At 50.0% G+C, this 15,243-nt stretch carries 16 protein-coding genes; 3 read left to right on the top strand and 13 right to left on the bottom strand.

The features are described 5' to 3' along the window. The 4 genes from LKD71_RS03695 to LKD71_RS03680 are packed head-to-tail and all read right to left on the bottom strand — an operon-like array spanning nucleotide 1 to nucleotide 2,376. Nucleotides 1-543: a PIN domain-containing protein gene (locus LKD71_RS03695; protein WP_178045615.1), complete on the bottom strand. Its 543-nt coding sequence runs from the start codon at nucleotides 541-543 to the stop codon at nucleotides 1-3. A 14-nt stretch (nucleotides 544-557) separates the two neighbouring features. After that, nucleotides 558-1,055: a pyridoxamine 5'-phosphate oxidase family protein gene (locus LKD71_RS03690; protein ID WP_178045616.1), complete on the bottom strand. Its 498-nt coding sequence runs from the start codon at nucleotides 1,053-1,055 to the stop codon at nucleotides 558-560. A gap of 19 nt (nucleotides 1,056-1,074) precedes the next feature. Further along, a complete protein-coding gene (locus LKD71_RS03685; RefSeq protein WP_227614392.1) occupies nucleotides 1,075-2,031 on the bottom strand; it encodes a tRNA dihydrouridine synthase in 957 nt (318 codons plus the stop codon). A gap of 39 nt (nucleotides 2,032-2,070) precedes the next feature. Continuing rightward, entirely contained in the window at nucleotides 2,071-2,376 is a 306-nt protein-coding gene (locus LKD71_RS03680) for a hypothetical protein (RefSeq protein WP_227614390.1), read from the bottom strand. Between the two features lie 147 nt (nucleotides 2,377-2,523). Between LKD71_RS03680 and LKD71_RS03675 the strand changes: the two genes are divergently transcribed. The 3 genes from LKD71_RS03675 to LKD71_RS03665 are packed head-to-tail and all read left to right on the top strand — an operon-like array spanning nucleotide 2,524 to nucleotide 5,246. Then, on the top strand, nucleotides 2,524-3,621 hold the full coding sequence (locus LKD71_RS03675; RefSeq protein ID WP_227614388.1) for a ComEC/Rec2 family competence protein: 1,098 nt from the start codon (nucleotides 2,524-2,526) through the stop codon (nucleotides 3,619-3,621). Nucleotides 3,622-3,637: 16 nt separating this feature from the next. Then, the gene (locus tag LKD71_RS03670) at nucleotides 3,638-3,856 is read left to right on the top strand and encodes a DUF3006 domain-containing protein (RefSeq protein WP_227614387.1); all 219 of its coding nucleotides are present in this window, start codon (nucleotides 3,638-3,640) and stop codon (nucleotides 3,854-3,856) included. A gap of 22 nt (nucleotides 3,857-3,878) precedes the next feature. After that, a complete protein-coding gene (locus LKD71_RS03665) occupies nucleotides 3,879-5,246 on the top strand; it encodes a sodium-dependent transporter (RefSeq protein ID WP_227614386.1) in 1,368 nt (455 codons plus the stop codon). A 92-nt stretch (nucleotides 5,247-5,338) separates the two neighbouring features. Here LKD71_RS03665 and LKD71_RS03660 read toward each other — a convergent pair whose 3' ends face one another. The 9 genes from LKD71_RS03660 to LKD71_RS03620 all read right to left on the bottom strand — a co-directional run bounded on the left by LKD71_RS03660 (nucleotide 5,339) and on the right by LKD71_RS03620 (nucleotide 15,241). Beyond that, nucleotides 5,339-5,722: a group II intron maturase-specific domain-containing protein gene (locus LKD71_RS03660; RefSeq protein ID WP_227614384.1), complete on the bottom strand. Its 384-nt coding sequence runs from the start codon at nucleotides 5,720-5,722 to the stop codon at nucleotides 5,339-5,341. A gap of 328 nt (nucleotides 5,723-6,050) precedes the next feature. Continuing rightward, nucleotides 6,051-6,530, bottom strand: a complete 480-nt coding sequence (gene rlmH / locus LKD71_RS03655) for a 23S rRNA (pseudouridine(1915)-N(3))-methyltransferase RlmH (protein WP_227614382.1) — start codon at nucleotides 6,528-6,530, stop codon at nucleotides 6,051-6,053. Nucleotides 6,531-6,547: 17 nt separating this feature from the next. Further along, complete coding sequence (locus LKD71_RS03650) at nucleotides 6,548-6,844, bottom strand: Dabb family protein (protein ID WP_227614381.1); 297 nt, start codon at nucleotides 6,842-6,844, stop codon at nucleotides 6,548-6,550. A gap of 83 nt (nucleotides 6,845-6,927) precedes the next feature. After that, complete coding sequence (gltA, locus tag LKD71_RS03645; protein WP_227614379.1) at nucleotides 6,928-8,316, bottom strand: NADPH-dependent glutamate synthase; 1,389 nt, start codon at nucleotides 8,314-8,316, stop codon at nucleotides 6,928-6,930. Next, the gene (locus tag LKD71_RS03640) at nucleotides 8,316-9,203 is read right to left on the bottom strand and encodes a sulfide/dihydroorotate dehydrogenase-like FAD/NAD-binding protein (RefSeq protein WP_227614377.1); all 888 of its coding nucleotides are present in this window, start codon (nucleotides 9,201-9,203) and stop codon (nucleotides 8,316-8,318) included. Before LKD71_RS03640 ends, gltA begins: the two co-directional genes overlap by 1 nt. 250 nt (nucleotides 9,204-9,453) lie before the next feature. After that, nucleotides 9,454-12,702, bottom strand: coding sequence for an FtsK/SpoIIIE family DNA translocase (locus tag LKD71_RS03635; protein ID WP_227614375.1), 3,249 nt, complete (start codon nucleotides 12,700-12,702; stop codon nucleotides 9,454-9,456). A gap of 18 nt (nucleotides 12,703-12,720) precedes the next feature. Further along, complete coding sequence (locus LKD71_RS03630; protein WP_227614374.1) at nucleotides 12,721-13,596, bottom strand: undecaprenyl-diphosphate phosphatase; 876 nt, start codon at nucleotides 13,594-13,596, stop codon at nucleotides 12,721-12,723. Between the two features lie 91 nt (nucleotides 13,597-13,687). Beyond that, complete coding sequence (locus LKD71_RS03625) at nucleotides 13,688-14,356, bottom strand: ClpP family protease (protein WP_227614373.1); 669 nt, start codon at nucleotides 14,354-14,356, stop codon at nucleotides 13,688-13,690. A 114-nt stretch (nucleotides 14,357-14,470) separates the two neighbouring features. After that, entirely contained in the window at nucleotides 14,471-15,241 is a 771-nt protein-coding gene (locus LKD71_RS03620; protein WP_178044799.1) for a CFI-box-CTERM domain-containing protein, read from the bottom strand. Between the last annotated feature and the right edge of the window lie 2 nt (nucleotides 15,242-15,243).

Raw genomic sequence — 15,243 nt, 5'->3', positions numbered from 1 at the left:
TCAGTTCTTCAACAACCCTTTGATAGCCCGGTAGATCTCGCTGCCTTTTTTGTTGCCGAACTGTTTGACCAGGGCGTTGTTAATACCCTGTTTGGATTTGAATTCGTTGATGCAGGCCATGACTTCGTCCGCGTCGTCTTTGCAGGAGGCGGGGAGAAGATCCAGAACCTGATTTTCCTCGATGCTCTGGAACTGGAGGTTGGAGATCTGCTGGATATCTACGCTGCGCTGTTTCCAGAACTGGATGATATAGTGGAAGCCGTCGTCGTTGCTGACGATGAAGTAGTTCTCGTCAGGATTTGCCGCCGTGAGAGAACCGAGATAAGTCGCCAGCTGGAAATCCAGGGCATTTTTTGCTCCGGTTTCTACCTTATAATAGAAGACCCGCGCTTTGGAAGCGTTGATGCAGAGGTGAATATCAAAGGTCAGCTTGTCTGCATTGCTGCTGTAGAAAAGATGTACCTGATCTCCCTCGGGAAGCTTCTCGATGCCTTTCAGTCCATTGTAACCGATGTTTTCAAAATCCACTAAATAAATTGCCATATACGATTCCCTTTCTATTGTTTCCGTTCCCGCCTTTTACCTGTAAGAGACGATACCCGGAGGCAATAGACAGCGGCAGCTTCCAGCATTTCCGGCCGGAAAACAAGGTTTGCTCCGGGAGCCGCATGCTTCATAAGAAGGGTCAGCGCCCGTTCCTTTTTTTCCGGCGTCTCCAAAAGGGTAACTGTTCCGTTTCCCATAATGCTCTCATAAGCTGCGGAATAGCTGCAGGCGTAGTCGCCTGTGATTACCTCGTAACCACAGTCCAGCTCGAAGGCCACATTTGGATCCTTGCGGAAGGCATCAGCTTTCCGGCCTTCCTTTGCCGAATGGAAATAAAGGAGCAGTTCGTCCTCCCACTCAAAACCATAGTTGACGGGGACGACGAACATACCTTCCTCATCCATGGCGCCGATCCTTAAAATCTGACATTTTTCCAGAATCCGGCGAAGCTCCTCCGGGGAGGTCACTTCCCGTTTCTGCCGCCTCATGGGGCGATGCCCGTTTTTCATTTTTCACCTCCTGGTATCGTTAAAACGTATAAAACGTTTTGGGCGCGATCTCCTGCTCGCGAAGAAGGGCGTGAACGATTTCTTCATACACGGCAAGGGAACCGGCCTTTTTGATTTTTTTCATGTAAGTTTCCGGACTGGTAAAAAGATGACTCATGTAAAACCAGAGTTCCTTCATCTTAAAAAGCACATCCTTGTCACCGGACATTACGCCCCGGTACTCTTCCACCAGACGGTCATGGAAATGCAGAAAGCTTTCCTTTGAAAGCCCATGCTCTCCATAAAGCTCGTTTAAAAGAGCGGGATTTGCCACCAGCCCCCGGCCCAGCATCAGTCTGTCCACAGACGGAAACTGCTCCGTAAACTGTCTTACCATTTCTTTTGAAAAGAGATCCCCGTTGTAACAGAGGGGATTTTTGCTCTCCCGCACTGCCAGTGCAAAGGCCTCAAGGTCCGGTTTTCCCTTGTAAAAATCTTTCCGGAGTCTCGGATGCACGATGAGCTCCACCAGCGGAAAACGGTTGAAAAGCGTAAGAAGTCTTGAAAACTCCTCAGGTTCTTCCAAACCGATTCTCGTCTTGACGGAGATCTTAAGATCCAGAGCAGAAAAAATTTCATCCAGAAAAGCTTCCAGCTGATCCGGATCAGCAAGCATGCCGGAACCTTTGCCTTTTGCCACCACAGTGCCCGACGGGCAACCTAAGTTCAGATTGATCTCCTGAAAACCATATCTCTGAAGTTCTCTGGCCCCACGGATAAAGTCCTCGCTTTTTCCTGTGAGGATCTGGGGAACTACCGTCAGTCCCGGATTATTTTCCGGCAGGATATCCTGGATTTCACGGTTCCGGAAGATCTTTTTCGTCCCAGGAACCAGGAAAGGCGTAAAATATTTATCCGGCGAGCGAAAACACTCCCCATGGACTCTGCGGTAGATATGGCCTGTGATGCCTTCCATCGGCGCAAAATAGTAATTCATAACATGAAAATCCTCTCATTCATTGTAAGTTTATCCCTTTTACCTGTCAAGCCCGGGATTTTCAAAAGCAATACTGGCAAAGAAAAGTTCATAAAAATCATCCTCTCCTTCCAGCATCGGGGAATTTTCTCCGCCGCCGTTAGTGCTCCGGCGCATGGAGGCATAAAATTCCTCCCCTTCCTGGATGAGATCCATCTCATAGATCGGATAGCCCAGCTCCCGGCAAAGGCTGCAGAAGGCGCTTAACGGGGCTTTTTCCTTTCTGGTGTCCAGAAGTCTTTCGCGAAGACCGGGATCTGCCAGTGCTTCTTTTCTCAGTTTTTCCAACATTTCCGCAAGATTCATATGACTACCTCCTTAAGCATTTTTCTTTCCCTACTTGATCTCCATTATACCTGCATCAGGGCAGCAGAGCAAATAAAATCTGATTTTTTATAGGAAATGCTGACACTTTATGGTATACTGGATTCAAAAAACGAAAGGAGAAAAGTTATGAACACAACCAGACGCTGGCTGACTCACCTCTCTGCCTTCTTCTTCGTCCTATTTATGGCCTTTGGCCTTACCTCTTATGCGGACGACGGAATGAAGGTTCATTTTCTGAATGTGGGTCAGGCAGACTCTACACTGATCACCTGCGGGGATCACGCCATGCTCATCGACGCCGGAAAAAACGATGACAAAGAGCCGATTCTCAATTACATCCAGAATAAGGCAGGACTTACCCATCTGGATTATATGATCGGCACGCATCCTCATGAGGATCACATCGGTTCCATGGATTCCGTCATTGAAGCGGTCTCCGTCGATACCGTGATGCTCCCCAATGTAACCGCCAACACCCGGACTTTTCAAGATGTGCTGACAGCCATCGATGAGAAAGGGCTTTCCATCACGGTTCCGGAAGTGGGCGAGACCTACTCTCTGGGCGATGCTTCCTTCACAATCCTGGGTCCCGTCTCCGATTATGGCGATAACCTGAACGACTGGTCCATCGCCCTCAAGATCACCTATGGAAACACCAGTTTCATCTTCACCGGTGACGCCGAGGCAGATGCGGAAGCTGACATGCTGGGCACTGGCCTGGATCTCAGCGCGGATGTTTATCAGGTAGGCCACCACGGTTCCCGGACTTCCTCCAGCAGTGCCCTTCTGGATGCCATCAGTCCCAGGTACGCGGTCATCAGCTGCGGAGCTGGAAATGATTATGGCCATCCTCATCAGGAGACGCTGGATGCCCTCTCTGCCAGAAACATCGAAGTTTACCGGACAGACCTTCTGGGAACGATCGTCGCAGCCACCGATGGAAACAGCATTTCCTTCAGCACCGCTTTCGGCAGCGGCTCATCCGGTTCTTCCTCTGAAAACCAGAGCTCTTCCAGCTCCACCGCTGTCATCAGCGACGACGGTCAGTACAGCCAGGATAACTCGGCTTCCAGCAGTGATGTCACCGTTCACATTACCAAAACTGGAGAAAAATACCACTCTGCAGGCTGTCAGTATCTGAAAAAATCAGATATCGAGGTCACGCTCTCCGAAGCAAAAGCCCGGGGACTTACTCCCTGCAGCAGATGCAATCCTCCGCAATAATGAAAGGAGCATTTCTATGAAAGGAACTGTAGACCGGATCGAAGAAAACTTTGCTGTCTGTGAAATGGAAGGAAGGATTATGCAGAACATCCCCCTCTCCGCTTTTCCGGAGCAGCCAAAGGATGGAGATCTTTTTGATTATGAAAATGGAATTGCCGTCCTAAGACCAACTGAGACAGCAGAACGAAAAGAAGAGATACAGTCTCTTTTTGAACGGTTAAAAAAGAAAAAATAACTACAGACTGGAGTTTTTATTTATGGAAAGAGAAAAATTTTCGTCCCGCTTGGGATTTATCCTGATTTCCGCCGGCTGTGCTATCGGCCTCGGAAACGTCTGGCGCTTCCCCTATATTACCGGAAAATATGGCGGAGCCGCTTTTGTCATTTTATACCTGTTTTTCCTCGTAATCCTGGGACTTCCCATTATGGTTATGGAGTTTTCCGTTGGAAGAGCCAGCCGAAAAAGCGCAGCCCTCTCCTTTGACGTCCTGGAGCCCAAAGGAACCAAATGGCACCTCTATAAATATGGAGCTATGGCCGGAAACTATCTGCTGATGATGTTCTACACCACCATCGGCGGCTGGATGGTCCTCTATTTCTTCAAGACCGCTCTGGGACAGTTCGACGGCCTGACCTCTGCGGAAGTTTCCGAGAGTTTCGGAACTCTCATGAGCCAGCCCGGACTCATGACCTTCTTTATGATTCTCACGGTTGTGATCTGCTTTGGCATCTGTTCCCTCGGTCTTCAGAAGGGCGTGGAAAAGATCACGAAAGTCATGATGGTCTGCCTGCTGGGACTGATGATTGTCCTGGCTGTCCGTTCCCTCCTCTTAAAAGGCGGCGAGGACGGCATCAAATTTTACCTGTTCCCGGATTTCAAAAAGCTGACGGAAGGAAGCGGCGGCCTCTGGGAGGCAGTCTACGCAGCTATGGGCCAGTCTTTCTTCACCTTAAGCCTCGGTATCGGCGCTCTGGCGATCTTCGGAAGCTATATCGGCAAAGAGCGTTCCCTCACCGGCGAAGCCTTAAGCATCGCCGTCCTGGATACCTTCGTAGCCCTGATGGCAGGACTTATCATTTTCCCGGCCTGCTTCGCCTACGACATCCAGCCGGACAGCGGTCCCAACCTGATCTTTATCACCCTGCCCAACGTATTCAACACCATGAACGGCGGTCGGCTCTGGGGAAGTCTCTTCTTCCTCTTCATGTCCTTCGCCGCTTTTTCCACGATCATCGCGGTGTTTGAAAATATCCTCTCCTTCGCCATGGATCTCACAGGCTGCAGCCGGACGAAGGCCGTTGTGGTAAACCTCATCGCCATCATTGTGCTTTCCATGCCCTGCGTACTGGGCTTCAATGTGTTGAGCGGCCTCAAACTCCCCGGTGGTTCTGTGCTGGATTTCGAGGATTTCCTCGTCAGCAACAACCTGCTCCCCTTAGGAAGCCTCGTTTACCTTCTCTTCTGCACCAGCAAGTACGGCTGGGGCTTCAAGAATTTCATGAAAGAAGCCAACACCGGAGAAGGCCTAAAATTCCCCAAATGGGCAAGATTCTATGTGAGCTATATTCTTCCGGTGATTGTGCTCGTGATCTTCTTTATGGGGTATTGGAGTTTCTTCCACTAATTATAATTATTGCAATCGAGTGGAAGGCTAATCATTAGTTGATTAGCCTCCTCTCACACCACCGTGCGTACCGTTCGGTACACGGCGGTTCTTTAGTTTTCACAAACTCTCAGATAATAGTCAAGCATGGATGTATATCCCAGCTTGACTATTATTTTATTTGAAAAGATTTGATTCAGCACTTTTGCCATTCTCCAGTAACCTTTTCTACTATTGGCTAGTTCCTTTGCCTTCCAATGTTCCATACCCTGTGCCTTCAACATTCGGTATTTCGTTTTGATTTTCTTCCATTGTTTCCAATAGACCGCTCTCATTCGTCGTCTTACCCATTCATCTGTTGTCCTAAGAAGTCCTTTCATATCTGCAAGCCTAAAGTAATTTACCCATCCTCGCACATAATCTTGATAATTCTTCTCGCGTACCGCGTTACTAATTCCTCTCTTCCTGTCCGTCAATTCTCTGATTTTCTTCTTCATCTTCGCTACCGACTTTGGGTGTACTCTGAATCTGCATTTTCCTTTGTATCTATAAAAGAAATACCCAAAGTACTTGGCTTTGCTGATATGTTAGACGAATTTGCCTTACAAAAAACCATGTATGAACTCAATGAAAAAATAAAACTTATACTGAATTTGATGAATCAGCCTCAAAAAAATAAGTCCCAGAAAACCATGTCATTCGATGAGTATATGAAAGAGGCAAAAGCTATTAATAATATTTTTATTATTAATGTATCTATCAGTATTAAACTATATCGTAACCCCTATACATTTTAAAAGGCGCCGGAAGGCGCCTTTTGTTTTTCTATTTATGATAGGGTTCTCCGTGGATGATCCGGTAGCTTCGGTAGATCTGTTCCAGAAGGATCACACGCATGAGCTGGTGGGGGAAGGTCATATCGGAGAAGCTTAAGAGGTAATCGGCCCGTTTGAGGAGACGGTCGCTCATACCTAAGGAACCGCCGATCAGGAAAACCAAATGGCTGGTTCCGGTGATTCCAAGCGTATCGATTTTTTCGGCCAGCTTTTCGCTGGTGAGCTTCTTTCCTTCGATGGCCAGAGCGATGACGTAGGAGGAATCAGGGAGGTATTTTTCCATGCGCTCCGCTTCTTTGTCTTTGATCTGGCTTACTACCAGGTCGGAGGCGCCGTCCGGCGTCTTCTCATCCGCCACTTCCACGATTTCCAGTTTGCAGTAGCGGCTCAACCGTTTGCTGTATTCTTTGATCGCATCCGCGAAAAATTTTTCTTTGATCTTTCCCACGCAGAGGACAGTTATTTTCATAGATACGGGTTCCTTTTTCAGAAATCAAAAGCCGTACGGTCGGTACAGTACTTTTTGATAATCGTCTCCACAACTTTCACATGCTCCGGATGGCTGGCGTAGGTTTTTAAGGCGGCTTCGTCCTCGTATTCACCGATAAGGGCGATGTCTCTGGTGCTGGAGACCAGGGGCTCTGTGATGACTTTTACGGAGAGAACGCCGGGAACGATCTCTTTTAAGGCTTCCAGCTTCTCTTTCATCTCAGCTGCAGCCTGTTTCTTCGTCTCTTCTGTAAGGGAAGCGTCAAAATTCCACATAACGATATGCGTTACCATAAAAAACACTCCTTTCTGACTGCAAAAACAGGGTACACAGCGCAACCGCCATATACCCTGCCTTTTACAGAACCTTGTTTTTATTATTTGTTCTTCAGGAACTCGTCGATACTTTTGGCAGCGGCTTTACCTGCACCCATTGCAAGGATAACAGTAGCTGCGCCTGTTACGGCATCTCCACCGGCATATACACCCTCTTTACTGGTCTTACCAGTCTCCTCATCAGCGATGATACATTTTCTCTTGTTTGTATCCAGACCGATGGTGGTGGAAGAAATCAGCGGGTTCGGAGAAGTACCAAGGGACATGATAACGGTATCTACATCGATCTCGTACTCAGATCCCGGAATCTCTACCGGACGTCTTCTTCCGGATGCATCCGGCTCGCCAAGCTCCATCTTCACCAGACGGATACCTTTTACCCAGTCGTTCTCGTCGACGAGAATCTCCTTCGGGTTGGTCAGAAGGTCAAAAATGATACCCTCTTCTTTTGCGTGATGAACTTCCTCTGCACGGGCAGGCAGCTCAGCTTCGCTACGACGGTAAATGATATGTACCTCAGCGCCGAGACGAAGAGCGGTTCTTGCAGCATCCATAGCTACGTTTCCGCCGCCAACAACTGCAACTTTCTTGCCGTGTGCGATTGGTGTATCGTAATCATCACGGAAAGCTTTCATCAGGTTGTTTCTGGTCAGGAACTCGTTGGCAGAGAATACGCCGTTGGCGTTCTCACCCGGGATTCCCATGAACATCGGAAGACCAGCACCGGAACCGATGAAGACAGCTTCAAAGCCTTCTTTGTCCATCAGCTCGTCGATGGTGGTGGATTTACCGATGATAACGTTGGTCTCGATCTTAACACCGAGAGCCTTTACGTTCTCAACCTCTTTCTCTACAACAGCGCTCTTCGGAAGACGGAACTCCGGAATACCATAAACCAGAACGCCGCCGGCTTTGTGAAGAGCCTCGAAGATGGTTACATCGTAACCCATTTTTGCCAGATCGCCGGCACAGGTCAGTCCGGAAGGACCAGAACCGATGACGGCTACCTTCTTGCCGTTTTTCTCAGCCGGAGCAGTCGGTTTGATACCGTTCTCGCGGGCCCAGTCAGCTACGAAACGCTCCAGTTTACCGATGGAAACAGCCTCTCCTTTGATACCGCGGATACATTTACCCTCACACTGGCTCTCCTGGGGGCAGACACGGCCGCAGATAGCGGGAAGTGCGCTGGACTCGGAGATGATGCGGTAAGCTTCCTCGATATTTCCCTCTTTTACCTGATGGATGAAATCCGGGATATGAATGCTTACCGGGCAGCCCTCTACACATTTTGCCTTTTTACAGCCCAGGCAGCGGCTGGCCTCTTCCATTGCTTCTTCTTTATTATAACCAAGACATACTTCGTCAAAATTTGTTGCTCTAACCTTCGGAGCCTGCTCTCTTACAGGAACCTTCTTTAATACGTCTGCCATTATTTGTCACCTCCGCAATTTCCACATCCACCGTGATGGGTATCGCCCTCACGCAGTTTCAGAAGGGCCTGGCCTTCCTCTGTCTTGTACATGGCCTGTCTCTTCATGGCAACGTTAAAGTCGATCAGATGACCGTCAAACTCCGGTCCGTCTACGCAGGCAAATTTGATCTCATCGCCTACGGCAACACGACAGGCGCCGCACATACCGGTACCGTCTACCATGATCGGGTTCATGCTGACAATGGTGGGGATGTTCAGTTTCTTGGTGGTCAGACAGGCAAATTTCATCATGATCATCGGTCCGATGGCGATGCAGCGGTCGTACTGTTTGCCCTCTGCTACCAGATCCTCGATCACCTTGGTTACCAGTCCGCTTCTTCCGTAAGAACCGTCATCGGTGGTGATATAGAGGTTTCCGGCAACTGCCTCCATTTCTTTCTCCAGAATGATCAGGTCTTTGGTCTTTGCACCAACGATCACATCTGCATCAATTCCGTGCTCGTGAAGCCATTTTACCTGGGGATATACCGGTGCGGTACCTACGCCGCCGGCAACAAACAGAAGTTTCAGCTTCTTCACTTCCTCAAGATCATCCGTGCAGAGCTCAGACGGACGTCCCAGAGGACCTACAAAATCTTCAAAAGCATCACCGGTTTTCAGAGTTGCAAACTTCTCTGTGGAAGCTCCGATGGGCTGAAATACGATGGTGATGGTTCCTTCTTCTCTGTCATAGTCACAGATGGTCAGGGGGATTCTCTCACCTTCCTCATCCATCTTTGCGATGATGAACTGTCCGGGCAGGCAGTGCTCGGCAACACGCGGAGCTTCTACAACCATGGAGTAAATGTTGCTTGTAAGCTTTTCCGCTTTTCTGATCTTGTACATAATGCTCCTCCTCTTCTTATTTTGCACGGGACTCGGAAGAGAGCTCCGCACAGAATGGTAGGGGAAACCATAAAAGGTCCCTCTCTATGATAAAAGGCCTGTGTGACACGCATATGCCAGTACATACCTCATTGTACTTGCATATACGCATCCTACTGTCTTTCATATAGCGCACTTTTTACGCTCCCAACAAGTATAAAGCAATGCCATAAAAATATCAATACTTTAATCAACAAAAATGTACAATTAATCATACATAGTTATCGATATAATCTTCAAATTCTTCCATAGACATCAGGATCTTCCGGGGTTTCGTGCCTTCCTCGGGACCGACGACGCCGGCATCCGCCAACTGGTCCATGATCCGGGCGGCCCTGTTGAAGCCGATTTTCAGGAGACGCTGCAGCATACCGATGGAAGCCTTGTCCTTCTCGATAATGAAGCGGCCTGCTTTCTCGAAGTACTCGTCGATCTCGCTCTCACCGGAGCTGTCCCCGCAGCCCATACTCTGGGCCTGGGTGATCTTGCTCTCGATATCGGCGCTTCCCTGGGAGACACCGTTTTCACTGGTGAGAAACTCTACCACATCGCTGACTTCCGTATCGGAGACAAAAGCACCCTGCACCCGGGCCGGTTTCTGGTAGCCCTGGGGATAGAACAGCATATCTCCTTTTCCGAGAAGTTTCTCCGCTCCAACCATATCGATGATCGTCCGGGAATCCACACCGGAAGAGACGGAAAAAGCGATTCGGGAAGGCATATTTGCCTTGATGAGACCGGTGATAACGTTGACGGAAGGCCTCTGGGTGGCGATGATCAGATGGATGCCCGCTGCCCGGGCCAGCTGGGCCAGACGGCAGATCGCATCCTCCACCTCTCCGGGTGCTACCATCATCAGGTCCGCCAGCTCGTCCACGATAATGACGATCTGCGGCATTTTTTCTGGTTTGTCTTTGTCCGGAATATCCTTGATGGCTTCCACTTTCTTATTATAACCCTTCAGGTCACGGACGTTATATTCCGCGAACTTCTGGTATCGGCCGGTCATCTCCGCCACAGCCCAGTTTAAGGCTCCGGAAGCCTTTTTGGGATCCGTCACAACGGGGATCAGAAGATGAGGAATGCCATTATAAACGCTGAGTTCCACAACTTTCGGGTCGATCATAATGAGCTTTACATCCTCAGGCTTGGCCTTGTAAAGAAGACTCATGATGATCGTGTTGATGCAGACAGATTTACCGGAACCGGTCGCGCCTGCAATCAGAAGGTGAGGCATCCGGGCAATATCGGCTACCACAGGCTTGCCTGCGATATCTTTTCCGGCTGCAAAGGCCAGACTGGAGGGATGCTCCTTAAATTCCTTCGTTTCCAGAAGCTCACGCAGGGGCACCGGGCTGTTGGTCTTGTTCGGCACCTCGATACCGACAGCCGCTTTTCCGGGAATCGGTGCCTCAATACGGATATCGGCCGCCGCCAGATTCAGCTTGATGTCATCAGAAAGATTGACAATCCGGCTGACCTTCACGCCCTGATCCGGGGTCAGCTCATACCGGGTGACAGAGGGGCCGCAGCTTACGTTGGTGACACGGACGCCCACGCCGAAGTTGTGAAGCGTCTGCTGCAGCTTGGCTGCCGTCTCCCGAAGCTCCTGATCCCGTCCTACTGCCGGATTGCTCTTGGGTTTGCTTAAGAGATCCAGCGGCGGGAAGACATATTCCTTCTTTATGACCTGATTGGAGGCTTCGATCTCTTTTGCCACGTTTTCCTGGTTCTTCTGCTGCTCTTCCTGACTGGATTTCGGGTTGCGGAATTGTTTTTCACCGGGAGCAGGCGGTGCATCCTGGAAGACAGTGCCTGCTGATGTGGGCCGCAGGGAGTTATCCTCACGGAAAATGCTATCGGAGGATCGCGTGGAAGGCGCTATGATCTCCTCCATATCGCCTGAATCACGGAAAGGCTCGGGGTCTTCGGGGTCTTCTGACTCTTCATCAGCATCCATGTCGTTTTCCGGCTCCTCATAAACCTCCGGATTTTCCTCATGAGGAACCTCTTCCATACTGGCATCCTCACAACTTTCCGGTACCTCCGTCTCTTCCTCTCCAAAGGGCGGAATCTCCTCTGCCTCCTGAAACTCTCTGTGGAACTCCAGTCCATCGGCTGTCGGGTCTTCCGGTGTCCCCCAGCGCTCACGGAAAATCTCTTCCGGATCGGCATCTTCAGCTTCATCGGCCCGCTGTAAGAAGACCGGCTGTCTTAAGGGCTGGTAAAGCTCATCAGTTGCTTCCATAAATTCTCCGCCATCCTCCGGCTCCTGTGCCTGCTCTTCCGCCTGATTTCTCGCTGCGGAAACCAACTCGCCGTTGATCCGTAGCTGTTCCTCAAAGGAGCTCGGCCGCTGTTCGTGAATGGAAACAGGAGTCACTTCCTCCTCCACTTCCTGAATCTCCGGTTCCGGGAACTTCCGATCTACAAAGGGAAGCTTCGGGCTGGCCTTCGGAATCCGCTCTCTCGGAGGCACCTGGAAGCTTTTGCCGCCGATGGCCTGATCCATGACCTTGAGATTCAGTTCTTCCACCTCAGGCCGTGTTTTCGGCACCGGAGGCACGATCTCATGCACTTCCTCCAGCGGCATGGAACGGGGAACAAGGCCATTCAGGTTTACGCCGCTGACTTTCTGATTTCTCCGCAGGGTCTCCGGCAGAGTTTTCAGCTGATCCTTCTCTTTTTCCAGCTGTTCCCGCTGCATTTTCCGCTGTTCTTCACGGATGATCCGGCGCTTTTCCTCACGGATCGCCGCCCGTTCCCGGCGGATGGCCGCATCTTCCCGTGTATTTTCATACACGTTTTTGTATACTTTTTTGCCTGTCTTACGAAAATCCTCAAAGAAAGACCGCTCGGTAATCAGCACCATGCAGAGGATCATGAGGACTACCACCAGCACATAAGCTCCTGCCACGCCGAAAGCCGGGCAGACGAGGGTACAGAGCACGCCGCCAGCCAGGCCGCCGCCGCTCCTGTTTACTGCACTGACTTTATAGAAATCCAGGAAATCCCTGTCTGCCTGATAGGAATTTAAAGCCAGTTCCACCACCGTGCAGACGCAAATCACCAGAAGAATCACCGCTGCTGCCTTCATCCAGGCCAGAGGATTGTTCCTGTTGCTTATAAGAAAAGCCACCATGAAAAACAGGATCAGTGGCAGCAGATAAGCCATAAAACCGAACACGCCGAAAAAGAACCGGCTGATGGCATCACCTACGAAGCCGCCGATTCCGAAATTGCTGATAAAGAGGATCACAGAGAGGGCCAGCGTCCCCCAGAGGATCACCTCCTGTGCAAAAGGAAAGCCGAAGACACTCTCCTTCTTTTTCTGCTGTCCCTTTCCATTTCCCCTGGGAGCGGAAGATGTTTTCTTCGCCGAAGAAGCAGACGGCCTCTTGGAAGCCGTCTGCTTTCTCCCGGTGGTTTTCTGTGTTTCTGTCTCTTTCTTTGCTGCCATGAATATCTCCTCTTACTTTTATACAATAAAATGAGCGATGATCGCAACGAGACCCGCTGCGAAACAGTAAATGGAAAAGCCCTTGAAGTTCTTCTTTCTCACAACCACCAGCATCGTGCGGATGCAGATGTAACCAACCACGCCTGACACAATAGCGCCCACGACACAGTTTGTCACCAGGCCGCCGGAGATCGTCTCGGAACCGATATCCTTAAGCTCCAGAACGGCTGCGCCAAGAACTGCCGGAATGGACATGATAAAGGAATACTTTACTGCAAATCTCCGGTCAAAGCCGCTTAAAAGGCAGGCGGCAATGGTGGTACCGGAACGGGAAAGTCCCGGCAGGGTAGCCAGTCCCTGAGCAATACCGATGAGAAAACCGTTGCTGTAGCTGATATCCTTCGGGATCTTTTTTCCATCCTTACAATGGTCTGCCACCAGAAGCAGAAGACCTGTCAGAAGCAGGCAGACACCGGGGACAATGAGGGTTGTGGAGGCAAAGCTGATGAGATCCTTTCCCATCACGCCAATGATACCCGTGGGAATTGTGGATACCAGTACCAGCAGAACAAATTTGCGGTAGTTGTTATGTATGATCCGATGATAGCGGAGAGCTTCGTCATAGCGCCGGTTCCGGTAAAAAATCTTGACGTTTCTGATGATATCCCCGCACATGCGAAAGAACTCCCGTATCATCTTGAAAATATCTTTCCAGTAAACGATAAAGACCGCCGCCAGCGTACCAATATGCAGGCAGACGTCAAACAGCAGTCCGCCGTCCGTCTTCATATCGAAAATATTCTGAAATATGGCCAGATGGCCGGAACTGCTGACAGGAAGAAACTCGGTAACTCCCTGTACGATTCCTAAAAAAATTGCCTGAAGCAATGACATAACCGTTCCTCCTTGACTTTTTCTCTCCCAGCAGATCGCCGCCGGTTTCAGAGAAACCGGCAGGCATATAGATCTAGTATAACATATTTTGTCAAGATGTACAAATCATTTTCCGAAGTCTTGCAACGGCGTCCCGGATGCCTCCCACTTCGTCGATGATTCCCTCTTCCACGGCCTGATGCCCCACAAGAATCGTGCCGAGATCTTTGGTAAGCATGCCCGTATCAAGCATGAGCTCCTCAAGCCGTTCTCTTTTTGCCTTGCAGTGATCCGCGATAAAGCCAAGGATCCGATCCTGCATCTGTTTGAAATAATCGTAGGTCTGGGGCGCCCCGATAACGGTGCCGTTCATCCGCACGGGATGAATCACCATAGTCCCGGTGGCCACAATAAAGGAATAATCCGTGGAGACTGCGATGGGAACACCGATGGAATGGCTGCCTCCCAGCACCAGGGAAACCGTAGGCTTACTTAAGGAGGCCAGCATCTCTGCGATAGCCAGTCCCGCCTCCACATCCCCGCCCACGGTATTTAAAAGCACCAGCACGCCTTTGATCTCGTCGCTGTCCTCGATGGCCGCCAGCTGCGGAAGCACATGTTCATATTTCGTGGTTTTGGTGTTGGCGGAAAGGCACTCGTGTCCCTCGATCTCGCCGATGACAGAGATCAGATGAATCCGGTCTTCCATCTTCACCTCGCCAAATTCCTTCAAATTTTCCCGCTCATTCTCCGTTTTTTCTTTTCGCTTTTCTTCTGCCATTTTTCTACCTCATTTCCAGCATCGCTGCCATTTTTTAAGAGTATTTCCGGAAATGAAAATTTTAGACAGGACAGAAAAACTGCCCGCCTCCTTTTTCAGGAAAGCGGACAGCTCTTAATTTTTGTAAAAGTATTCCTTTTCCAGGTTCCGTACCATTTTGGTGTAGAGCACCTGGCAGTCTTCTTTTCTGTCTTCCTCGATGAGATGAAGACAGGGGGACAGATATTCTTCCCAGATGGACGCGTAGATCTCTCTGGAATTTTCTGCCCGGTTGATATGTTTCACAATCGTGGGCGCGATATCGTAATATTCCTGTACGATGGCCTCGCCCTCGTCTGTGGTCAGAAGATAAGTATCGCGGTAATTCCGGAAGCAGTTCAACTCGTAGCAGTCGTCCGGTTTTCCAAGCGTCGTGCAGGCCGCCGTCGTAATGTAGCAGAATTTCCGTTTGAAACCGCCATTGATCTGCTCAAAGGTAGCCGGGGATACGTTGGTATCCGGGAAATGCTGCTTCCAAGCAACGCAGAGTTTCTCGGAAAAAAGCTTTCCGGATTCTCCCTCATATTTCAGGACTGCCGGATAAAGGTATACCACCAGGGAAAGATTGTAATCCACGAGAAGATTGGCACGCTTGCTTTTCTTTTTCTCACGCATCAGAGCTTCCTCCGCCCCGGCAGCTACAGCCTCCGCCATATTGGTGAGATACTGCTCTTTGTCGATCACCTGCTGATATCCGTTCTCCAGCGCCTCGAGAGTACCGAGGTGCTGCTCATAATAAGCTTCAAAAGCTGTCGGATAACGCTTTCTTTTAAAATTTCCGATGGGGTCCTCCACATCCAGGAGCATGCCAGGAAGGCCCTCAATCGCGGTCGTATAAAAGCTCATAA

The organism is Fusicatenibacter faecihominis (assembly GCF_020686945.1).
In the GTDB taxonomy this organism is placed as follows: domain Bacteria; phylum Bacillota; class Clostridia; order Lachnospirales; family Lachnospiraceae; genus Limivivens; species Limivivens faecihominis.
The sequence above is the reverse complement of the archived record's forward strand: the minus strand, read 5'-3'. Positions and strand labels throughout refer to the sequence as shown.